The organism is Dickeya zeae NCPPB 2538 (assembly GCF_000406165.1).
In the GTDB taxonomy this organism is placed as follows: domain Bacteria; phylum Pseudomonadota; class Gammaproteobacteria; order Enterobacterales; family Enterobacteriaceae; genus Dickeya; species Dickeya zeae.
In genome coordinates, this window is the sequence record NZ_CM001977.1 from 4,252,485 (window position 1) to 4,261,953 (window position 9,469).

Below are 9,469 nucleotides of genomic sequence, written 5' to 3' on the forward strand. Positions count from 1 at the left end.
TTCCCTGTGCAGGACTGGTATCCATGAAACGTGAATTAGCCATCGAATTCTCCCGCGTGACCGAAGCCGCTGCGCTGGCCGGCTACAAGTGGCTGGGGCGCGGCGACAAAAACGCCGCCGATAACGCTGCCGTGCAGGCGATGCGCATCATGCTCAATCAGGTCGACATCAACGGCCAGATTGTCATCGGTGAAGGTGAGATTGACGAAGCCCCGATGCTTTATATCGGCGAACAGGTGGGCACCGGTAACGGCGACGCGGTAGACATCGCCGTTGACCCGATCGAAGGCACCCGTATGACCGCTATGGGGCAGGCGAACGCTCTGGCAGTACTCGCTGTCGGCGAGCAGGGCGCATTCCTGCATGCACCCGACATGTACATGGAAAAACTGATTGTCGGTCCGCAGGCTAAAGGCGCTATCAATCTTGACCAACCGTTGGAAGAGAACCTCAAACGCGTTGCCGAGCGACTGGGTAAACCACTGAGCGAACTGACCGTCATCACACTGGCCAAACCGCGCCACGATCAGGTCATCGCGGATATGCAACGGCTGGGGGTAAAAGTCTTTGCCATTCCTGATGGCGATGTGGCCGCGTCTATTCTGACCTGCATGCCGGAAAGCGAAGTGGATGTACTTTACGGCATCGGCGGTGCGCCGGAAGGCGTTATTTCTGCGGCGGTGATCCGTGCGCTGGATGGCGACATGCAGGGGCGCCTGCTGGCCCGCCATCAGGTGAAGGAAGATAACGAGGAGAACCGCCGCCTGGGCGAGCAGGAATTAGCACGCTGCCGCGAAATGGGCATTGAAGCAGGCAAAGTACTGGCACTGAGTGACATGGCGCGCAACGACAACGTGATATTTTCCGCCACCGGCATCACCAAAGGTGACCTGCTCGAGGGCATTTCACGCCGTGGCAATATCGCCACCACCGAAACGCTGCTGATCCGCGGCAAGTCACGAACCATCCGTCGTATCAGCTCCACCCATTACCTGGACCGCAAAGATCAGGCGTTGCACGACTTTCTGCTGTAATCACGGCAGGGGATGCGCAGCTCAGCATGAATTGTTTCACTGTTGTTAATAGATCGCGTATCGTAAAGCTCGGCTGCACACAGCCCTGTGACACCCGAGAGATCAAAAACAGGAGCAGATAACCATGGCAGAGTGGGTGACCGGTAAAGTTATTCAGGTTGAACACTGGACGGAAAATTTATTCAGCCTGCGGCTGGAAGCGCCGATAGCGCCGTTTACCGCCGGGCAGTTCGCCAAACTGGCGCTGGAACTGGGTGGCGAGCGGGTACAGCGCGCCTATTCTTACGTCAACGCACCCAGCAACACGCTGCTGGAGTTCTATCTGGTTAACGTGCCGGACGGCAAGCTCAGCCCGCATCTGCACCGTTGCCAGCCAGGCGATGAGGTGCTGGTAACCCAGGAAGCGGCTGGTTTCTTCGTACTTGAGGAGATCCCGGACTGCGATACCCTGTGGATGCTGGCAACCGGTACCGCCATCGGCCCGTATCTGTCGATTTTGCAGGAAGGGCGCGACCTGGAGCGGTTCAAAAACATCGTGCTGGTCCACGCTGCTCGATTCGCTCGCGACCTAAGCTATCTGCCACTGATGCAACAACTGGAACAGCGCTACAACGGTAAGTTACGCATCCAGACCATTGTCAGCCGGGAGGAACAGCCCGGCTCACTCACTGGCCGCGTACCGGCACTGATTGAAAGCGGCGCGCTGGAAGAGGCAGTCGGCTTACCAATGGATGCCGCTACCAGCCACGTCATGCTATGCGGCAACCCGCAGATGGTGCGAGATACCCAGCAGTTGCTCAAAGAGACGCGGCAGATGAGCAAACACCTGCGTCGTCGTCCCGGCCATATGACCAGCGAGCACTACTGGTAATCCCGACTATCCCGACGACCGTCGAGTAACCACAAAACGGTAGAAACACACTGCACTCAGGACGCGCGGAACCGCAACGGTTCCGCTGCCGGTCCGAAACGGTTCGCACCTGTCGTGCCGACAAACGCGCCGCAATCAAGCAACATCATCACAGTAATCAGCGTCGGCAAAAAACGCTCTACGCCCCATTGTGCGAGCGATGGCAGCATCGACCAATTGCCGTTACCCAACATCCAGGCCACCACCAGCAATAACGCCCACCAGCCACTTCGGTTGCGATCGTGCAGCCTTTTGACCAGTATCGCCGTCAGCGGCCACATCAGCATCACCAGTACAAACGCCGCCTTCTGGGTATCCAGCCAACCGGTACCGGCCAACACGAATAATCCCACCATCAGCGCCAGCACGATCACCATCCCTAACCAAAAATCCCGGCGACCAACGCGGCCACGAAACGAAAAACACCATTGTTGTATTGTCATGTCTTCTTATCCCCGAATACGGTTCTACGGGTATGAGTTTACCTTAAGTCAGGTTGTGTTTTTTACCGCACATTTTGACAATTGATCCTGAATCCCGCTTTAATCACACAGCGTGCCAACAGTGAGTGACGATACGAATAAACTGATGATGAAAAATGCCCTGCTGATTGTTTGTTGCCTGTCTGCTGGCCTACTCTGCCCCCCCTTTGCCAGAAGTGACGGCTTATTCCAGCCTCAAACCCCGACTGCCGCCCCTTACCTGCTGCCGGGTTCTCCCACGTTCGACATGAACATCGTGCAATTTCGTACCCGTTATAACCTGAGTAACCCGTCACTGCCGATTAGTGAATACCGGGTCATCGACACCGGTGACGACTCACCGAACCTGACGCGTGCAGCCAGCCGTATCAACGATCATCTGTATTCATCCACCGCGTTGGAAAAAGGCACCGGCAAGATTAAAACCATGCAAATTACCTGGCTTCCCAAACCTAAAGACACCGACCAAAGCGGGCGACGTAAACAAGCCATCGGTTACATGGCAGCACTGGTACGCACTTTTATGCCATCGCTCACCAACGAACAAAGCCTGAAAAAAATCGAGACATTGCTGGAAAAAGGCAAAGGGCAGCGCTTTTACCAGCAAACTGAGGGGGCATTGCGCTATGTTGTGGCGGATCATGGCGAAAAAGGGCTAACCTTCGCTGTTGAACCGATTAAGCTAGCGCTATCTGATTCGTGATCACATCGAGAATTAGGCACGAAAAACAGAGCCACCGCGCCATTTCGACTCTATACTATCGGCAGTTCTGTATCATCGTCAGAGTGGCTGCCTGACGCAGCCATGTATTGATTAACTGGCAATTCGCCTGGAGGAAACAAGATGCGACATCCCTTAGTCATGGGCAACTGGAAGCTGAACGGCAGCACCAGCATGGTTCACGAACTGATCGCCGGCCTGCGCAAAGAACTGAGCGCCGTCACCGGTTGTGACGTAGCCATTGCGCCGCCCGCTATTTATCTGGATCAGGCGAAACACCAGCTGGCTGGCAGCCGTATTGTGCTGGGTGCCCAGAACGTGGACGTCAACCTTGCGGGCGCTTTCACCGGTGAAACATCCGCTGAGATGCTAAAAGACATCGGCGCGAAATACATCATCATCGGCCACTCCGAGCGCCGTACCTATCACCATGAAAGTGATGAGTTTATCGCCAAAAAATTTGGCGTGCTGAAAGAAACCGGCCTGATTCCGGTACTGTGCATCGGTGAAACCGAAGCTGAAAACGAAGCGGGCCAGACCGAAGCGGTCTGTGCACGTCAGTTGGACGCGGTGCTGAACACGCTGGGCGCGAAAGCGTTCGAAAACACAGTCATTGCCTACGAACCGGTATGGGCCATCGGCACCGGCAAGTCCGCCACTCCGGCGCAGGCACAGGCCGTGCACAAATTCATCCGTGACCACATCGCTAAACAGGATGCGGCAGTCGCTGAACAGGTCATCATCCAGTACGGCGGCTCGGTCAATGCGGCTAACGCTGCTGAGCTGTTCACCCAGCCGGACATCGACGGCGCGCTGGTGGGCGGTGCCTCACTGAAAGCCGATGCGTTCGCCGTTATCGTTAAAGCCGCGGCCGAAGCCAAAGGCCTGGCCTGATTCCTGCCCGAACACCGCACAACGGCTCCAGACTGGAGCCGTTTTTTTATGCCTTTTTCCCACTGACTCCGCCTGCATTCATTATTTTGTCATTTTTCCCGTCTAGGTTTTACCAGTCGTGTTTATTTGTTACTTAATTTAACCAAGAGTGAATGAAAATGACTCGTAAGGCTATTATTCGCAAAACACTGCTCTCTTCCCTAATGATGACACTGGTAGCAGGTAGCGCACTGGCCGCCAGCGCCGACTACCAACGCCAGGCGCAGGGAGACATCACCCAGCCCGGTGGTGCCCGCCGCCTCAGTGCCGATCAGACCGAGATGCTGAAAGCCTCACTCAACGCGAAGACTGCCAAAAACGTGATTCTGCTGATTGGCGACGGCATGGGCGATTCGGAAATCACGGCCGCACGCAACTACGCGATGGGGGCTGGCGGCTTCTTCAAAGGTATCGATGCACTGCCGCTGACAGGCCAGTACACCCACTACTCGCTGGACAAGAAAACCCGTAAACCAGACTACGTCACCGATTCCGCGGCATCGGCCACCGCGTGGTCCAGCGGTGTCAAAACCTACAACGGCGCACTGGGCGTTGATGTGGATGGCAAAGACCATAAGACACTGATTGAAATCGCTAAAGCGGCGGGCAAAGCGACGGGTAACGTCTCTACCGCCGAACTGGAAGACGCCACACCAGCCGCCATGGTGTCCCACGTGACCTCCCGCAAGTGCTACGGCCCGGAAAAAACCAGCCAGCAGTGCCCGACCAACGCACTGGAAAACGGCGGTCGCGGCTCTATTGCTGAACAGTTACTGGTCACCCGTGCTGATGTCACGCTGGGCGGTGGCGGTGCCACTTTTAAAGAACTCGCCAAAGCGGGTAAATATCAGGGGAAAAGCCTGAAAGAACAGGCGGAAGCGCTGGGCTACCACATCGTGACGGATCTCGATGGCATGAACGCCGTTACCGCCGCCACGCAGAGCAAGCCGGTGCTGGGGCTATTCGCCGATGGCAACATGCCGGTGCGCTGGCAGGGGCCGCAAGCGAGCTACCACGGCAACCTGGACAAACCGGTTGTAACCTGTGAGCCGAATACCAAACGCGCGGCCACCGTGCCGACACTGGCGCAAATGACCGATAAGGCTATCCAGTTATTGAGCAAGAATAAAAACGGTTTCTTCCTGCAAGTTGAAGGCGCGTCTATCGACAAACAGGACCACGCCGCCAACCCATGTGGTCAATTCGGCGAAACCGTCGACCTGGACGAAGCGGTCCAAAAAGCACTGGAATTCGCCCGTCGTGACGGCAACACGCTGGTGATTGTCACCGCCGACCACGCCCACTCCAGCCAGATTATCGAAAATGGAGCCAAAGCACCGGGCCTGACGCAGGCGCTGAACACCAAAGATAATGCGGTGATGACCATCAGCTACGGTAACTCGGAAGAGGAATCCCAAGGCCACACCGGCACCCAGTTGCGCATCGCCGCCTACGGCCCGCACGCCGCCAACGTCGTGGGGCTGACCGACCAAACCGACCTGTTCTACACCATGAAAAACGCGATGGGCCTGAAGTAATAAAGTCATCTTCGGGCCACGGTACTCCTGTGGCCCGTTTCTTTGTGGGAGTAAAAGACACCACTGGTTGTATATTAACCAGATAATGCAATTACGTGGTAAGACTCCATTCTTGGCCCGCACCCTCATCGTGTTAAGGCTCAGCCAGAGGCAGCTCGACTTAGTAGCTTATGGCAGCCTAACTCACCAACGGTGAGATATAGTTAAAAATACGCATCATGATGGCTGCACGGTGAGCACCACACGAGACCTATATATTAATCCAGAAGATCTTTTGATACGTTGCCAGTAACGAAGAACTCTTTAAAGATCATGACAACAAGATCGAAGTCTCTTATAAGCTGGCGTTCAGGCCAGTAATTACCGAAAACAATAACTCTGTTATCTGATTTTGACATATTCCAATATGAGCGAACATCAGAGTCATTTTCAGAATATTCCAACAACGTGATCAGATAAAAGCCCTCTTCTGTTGAGACATCTATATTTACTGGACCAACACTAGGCTCAGGCAATACAACAAGCCTCATTGACCCCTTCTTATTCCTCAGTTTTAACAATAATTCCTCAACGTCAGACCATTCGGGTCTACGTATTCTAGTAAAAGAGCTTCTACCTGATAGATAAAATTCTGCTTCAAGTTCAGATTTCATCAATTCATCTCCCTATTGAAATTTTTTATACCACTATTATCAATACAGAACACCACTACTTATTTTTATATATCGTTAGATCTGCACACCGCCATTATTATCTTTACAATTCAATCAATTAATTTTTTTCAAAAAACTGAATGACATCAGATAAATAACGGAACGTTGGCTATGTAAATATAACAACCGGCATCCCCAGAAATTCCTGAGTAACCTGATGCCAGAAGGATACCTGCTGATGATTGAAAATCATGAAAATATCAAAAACGCATGACTTTAAAATAGGTGTAATTATACTTTAGTCACATCCTGATGATAATAAAAAAACTATAAAAATTATCATGTGAAATTTATTCGCACATAGATTGGGTGATTATGATTAATCTACATCCCATCTATATTCTTCATGCAAGACATAGTTAACCCCACAATGAACATTTAAAATGCCTCACCACGATCATCCGGTGGAGGCAAGATTAATTTATTGTCATTTTCATGCCTTCTGCATTTCTCTGCCAAAGGAATAGCTAAAGCAATCTCCTTTTTAAATTCTAAAAATTCATTTTTATCTATTTCATAAAATTCAGAGTACTCAATAAATTTATTTCTAACTGGTATCGAGATAAAATATTTACCAGAATCTAACTCAATCCCTATTGCATATCTATCCTCTCCGTTTACTGACTCATTTTTGAATTTCATCGTCCCTCCCTATAGTGCTTACGCTGTAGTCTACAAACGCCATTTTACACCATCAGTTATCTACTACACCTACAGGCAGTTTTCAACATGAAACTCAGAAACTGTTTGCTCTCAACTCATTGCCTGGTGGTATGCGTAGGTTAGAATTGCAGGGTTATAAATATCGACTAGCATAAATGTGTTCTTATCCAGACGTTTTTTGTCTGAACTCGCCATCCTGTCGTCCCCTTACTTGTTGCACGCCTAACTCTCAGGATAAATTTTATGGGAGCCTGAGAGGTTGTCTTAACTCAGGCTATTTTTCCTTTCTTCATAATCATGCAAGTATTTTTCAAGAGGATAAGCTGTTCCAAGCTCATGTATTTCTCCGGTATCCTTATCCACTATAAAAGGAGCATTACCTACAAGTAACGCACTATTATCGCCGGTTTCAAGATATTCTCTGGATTGAAAACAGAAAAACCATCCACCCGAAAAACGCCCCAAAGATGTTATTACTACGGGAATGGATCCATCATACAAATATTCATTTGCTTTTTTTATGGCGTCATCAAAAGTAATCATTTTTCTGTTCTCAATATTTTAAATGAATCAATGAGAGTCGGACTGATAAAGCGACGATCCAGACGCAGATCAGGGGTCATCTTCAATTCCCTTCAATCCACACACTCTTAACCCAAGATGCTATATTTTTCCATGATTCATCGCTATAACCATCGGGAGTCCAGTACCTTATTTCACCATTTGGCAATATACAGTAATAACTCCCATTATCTTCACATATAGGTAACCAATTATCAGGAACACCCATAGCTTTCGTATCTTTCACTGCCGAAGATAGTTCTCTATAATACGTTTTATCTCTGTTCAAAGTGAGCAACTCAATTGCCCCATAGAAAACATTGCTAATTTCCTTTAGGATTTTTTTATAGTCTTCATGAAAATTAACTCCCAATTCAACTTCATACTGCATTATTAATCCATCATCAGGCAGTGCAATATTTAGTCTTTCATTATTAGATAATAACTCTATCTCTTTGATAACTTCGTCCAATTCATTTTTCATAAAATACCAATCCCTGTTCATTGGTTATATACTTCGAGCAACCGAAATCCCATTTGTTAAATTCAGAACAACTTATCCCAGGGAGGATACTGTTGTCGTTAATATAGAGGTCCGTTACTTTATTTATGGATTAACGTCATAACGCTCATCCTGAATAATGTAAGGAACTGCAACATTTTCCCACACAACAATCGCCATTTTTTGCCATTTTGTCGGATTTTGTTGCTTCACAATATAATCCCTGATTAGCTTAACAGCCTGGTTAAAACTCACCTTATCTAACTCAACAAATGAATAAAATTTCAGATACTCACCTTCTTCAGACTTAATTATTTCATGCAGTTTCGGGTAGTCTGGTAAAAAAACAGCATCCAGCAGATCGCCAAAGGCATCCCAATAACTCCTATTAACGAAGCCCCCGGTCCTTTGAAAATTACTTTCCCTTTGCCCATTATCATTCCAACCGATAAATAAACTTCCACCCATACCATCACCTCACAATATCAAGCATTACCCTGGTTAGCTGATTAGCTGATTAGCTGACTCTCCCCAAGTCCCCCCGGTCATACTGGGGTATTTATTTTTAGTGCCTGGCTGTCGGGACATAACCTTGATCGGATGTTTTTGGGAAAGTCCATCATAGCGGTAGCCACAAAACATTTCCTAAAGTACTTTCAGACCGCTTATGCTCATGAGTGAAGAGCAATTGAGGTGGTACGCAGAGTCTGGCTGGTACAGAGAAAGAACAGAGATACTCATAGTCAATTAATACAACATTCGTCTTAATTCGTCTTAATAAATTGCTAAAAAATCACATGAACATTTACATATCATATCCAGCATCTTTGAATACTAAACGCACATGGTCAGCCAACCCAACAAGATCTTCATACGCCATTAGGCCAAATTCTGGCGAGTGCTCCGATATATAATCATAAACCTCAAATGTTTCATGTCTTTTTTCTCTTATTTCTTTTACATATTTAGGCATAATGCATCGATTCACGCCTTCTGTATATTCTTTAGGCTGTTCTATCAGACTCCATTGAAGCCTCCCTTTATAAGAATCTAACGCCTCTCGGAGAAGCTTAATCACATTGGGATTTTCTTCTTTAAAACGAAAACTTGTAGAAGGAGGTATATTAGAGCAGTCAGTTCTCTCAAAGTGATCATTGTTCCATATTTCAGGATAACGCTCACTGTAGCGTTTCCACTCTAAATTCCCAATTTTTTCAATAACAGAAAGCAAGCATCTATCTTCTCTATTCATCATCTCTTTAACCTTGAATTTTATCAGATATCGTCACCCCATTAGGATTTATAGATTTGAAATGTTACTACCGCTCAGCGAAATCGCTTCACCGGAGTCAGGCTTACCGACGGGATGCTGTTAAAAATATGCACCTGCCCGTGCTGCATGGTGTTCACAG

General features: G+C 48.7%; 12 protein-coding genes. 5 read left to right on the forward strand and 7 right to left on the reverse strand.

The genetic code is table 11. The features are described from left to right. Window positions 1–23 precede the first annotated feature (23 nt). Window positions 24–1,034: a class II fructose-bisphosphatase gene (glpX, locus tag DZE2538_RS18660; protein ID WP_023640997.1), complete on the forward strand. Its 1,011-nt coding sequence runs from the start codon at window positions 24–26 to the stop codon at window positions 1,032–1,034. A gap of 124 nt (window positions 1,035–1,158) precedes the next feature. Continuing rightward, on the forward strand, window positions 1,159–1,905 hold the full coding sequence (fpr, locus tag DZE2538_RS18665) for a ferredoxin--NADP(+) reductase (RefSeq protein ID WP_038916963.1): 747 nt from the start codon (window positions 1,159–1,161) through the stop codon (window positions 1,903–1,905). 56 nt (window positions 1,906–1,961) lie between these two features. Here the strand turns inward: fpr and DZE2538_RS18670 are convergent, their stop codons facing one another. After that, window positions 1,962–2,387 carry a DUF805 domain-containing protein gene (locus DZE2538_RS18670; RefSeq protein ID WP_023640999.1) on the reverse strand — a complete coding sequence of 142 codons (426 nt, stop codon included), beginning with the start codon at window positions 2,385–2,387 and terminating at the stop codon, window positions 1,962–1,964. 148 nt (window positions 2,388–2,535) lie between these two features. Between DZE2538_RS18670 and DZE2538_RS18675 the strand changes: the two genes are divergently transcribed. The 3 genes from DZE2538_RS18675 (at window position 2,536) to phoA (ending at window position 5,618) form a co-directional block, all read left to right on the forward strand. Beyond that, complete coding sequence (locus tag DZE2538_RS18675) at window positions 2,536–3,129, forward strand: DUF1454 family protein (protein WP_019846435.1); 594 nt, start codon at window positions 2,536–2,538, stop codon at window positions 3,127–3,129. A gap of 141 nt (window positions 3,130–3,270) precedes the next feature. After that, window positions 3,271–4,041, forward strand: coding sequence for a triose-phosphate isomerase (gene tpiA / locus DZE2538_RS18680; protein WP_012886548.1), 771 nt, complete (start codon window positions 3,271–3,273; stop codon window positions 4,039–4,041). 152 nt (window positions 4,042–4,193) lie between these two features. Beyond that, window positions 4,194–5,618, forward strand: coding sequence for an alkaline phosphatase (gene phoA, locus DZE2538_RS18685; protein WP_038909280.1), 1,425 nt, complete (start codon window positions 4,194–4,196; stop codon window positions 5,616–5,618). A 257-nt stretch (window positions 5,619–5,875) separates the two neighbouring features. Here the strand turns inward: phoA and DZE2538_RS18690 are convergent, their stop codons facing one another. From DZE2538_RS18690 to DZE2538_RS18715, 6 genes are all read right to left on the reverse strand, one after another. Further along, complete coding sequence (locus DZE2538_RS18690; RefSeq protein WP_038916964.1) at window positions 5,876–6,271, reverse strand: DUF6911 family protein; 396 nt, start codon at window positions 6,269–6,271, stop codon at window positions 5,876–5,878. Between the two features lie 438 nt (window positions 6,272–6,709). Continuing rightward, complete coding sequence (locus DZE2538_RS18695; protein ID WP_038916965.1) at window positions 6,710–6,973, reverse strand: hypothetical protein; 264 nt, start codon at window positions 6,971–6,973, stop codon at window positions 6,710–6,712. 285 nt (window positions 6,974–7,258) lie between these two features. Continuing rightward, window positions 7,259–7,537 (reverse strand): YrhB domain-containing protein, encoded by a 279-nt coding sequence (locus tag DZE2538_RS18700; protein WP_038916966.1) that lies wholly within the window; start codon window positions 7,535–7,537, stop codon window positions 7,259–7,261. Window positions 7,538–7,619: 82 nt separating this feature from the next. Further along, window positions 7,620–8,039: an SMI1/KNR4 family protein gene (locus DZE2538_RS18705; protein WP_038916967.1), complete on the reverse strand. Its 420-nt coding sequence runs from the start codon at window positions 8,037–8,039 to the stop codon at window positions 7,620–7,622. A gap of 123 nt (window positions 8,040–8,162) precedes the next feature. Beyond that, entirely contained in the window at window positions 8,163–8,525 is a 363-nt protein-coding gene (locus DZE2538_RS18710) for a hypothetical protein (protein WP_038916968.1), read from the reverse strand. 337 nt (window positions 8,526–8,862) lie between these two features. After that, entirely contained in the window at window positions 8,863–9,312 is a 450-nt protein-coding gene (locus tag DZE2538_RS18715; protein WP_038916969.1) for a hypothetical protein, read from the reverse strand. Window positions 9,313–9,469: the final 157 nt, after the last annotated feature.

What these genes read in the sequence shown, in the direction of transcription:
- glpX (WP_023640997.1), top strand. Translation starts at nt 24, where the DNA reads ATGAAACGTGAATTAGCCATCGAATTCTCCCGCGTGACCGAAGCCGCT.
- fpr (WP_038916963.1), top strand. Translation starts at nt 1,159, where the DNA reads ATGGCAGAGTGGGTGACCGGTAAAGTTATTCAGGTTGAACACTGGACG.
- DZE2538_RS18670 (WP_023640999.1), bottom strand. Translation starts at nt 2,387, where the DNA reads ATGACAATACAACAATGGTGTTTTTCGTTTCGTGGCCGCGTTGGTCGC.
- DZE2538_RS18675 (WP_019846435.1), top strand. Translation starts at nt 2,536, where the DNA reads ATGAAAAATGCCCTGCTGATTGTTTGTTGCCTGTCTGCTGGCCTACTC.
- tpiA (WP_012886548.1), top strand. Translation starts at nt 3,271, where the DNA reads ATGCGACATCCCTTAGTCATGGGCAACTGGAAGCTGAACGGCAGCACC.
- phoA (WP_038909280.1), top strand. Translation starts at nt 4,194, where the DNA reads ATGAAAATGACTCGTAAGGCTATTATTCGCAAAACACTGCTCTCTTCC.
- DZE2538_RS18690 (WP_038916964.1), bottom strand. Translation starts at nt 6,271, where the DNA reads ATGAAATCTGAACTTGAAGCAGAATTTTATCTATCAGGTAGAAGCTCT.
- DZE2538_RS18695 (WP_038916965.1), bottom strand. Translation starts at nt 6,973, where the DNA reads ATGAAATTCAAAAATGAGTCAGTAAACGGAGAGGATAGATATGCAATA.
- DZE2538_RS18700 (WP_038916966.1), bottom strand. Translation starts at nt 7,537, where the DNA reads ATGATTACTTTTGATGACGCCATAAAAAAAGCAAATGAATATTTGTAT.
- DZE2538_RS18705 (WP_038916967.1), bottom strand. Translation starts at nt 8,039, where the DNA reads ATGAAAAATGAATTGGACGAAGTTATCAAAGAGATAGAGTTATTATCT.
- DZE2538_RS18710 (WP_038916968.1), bottom strand. Translation starts at nt 8,525, where the DNA reads ATGGGTGGAAGTTTATTTATCGGTTGGAATGATAATGGGCAAAGGGAA.
- DZE2538_RS18715 (WP_038916969.1), bottom strand. Translation starts at nt 9,312, where the DNA reads ATGATGAATAGAGAAGATAGATGCTTGCTTTCTGTTATTGAAAAAATT.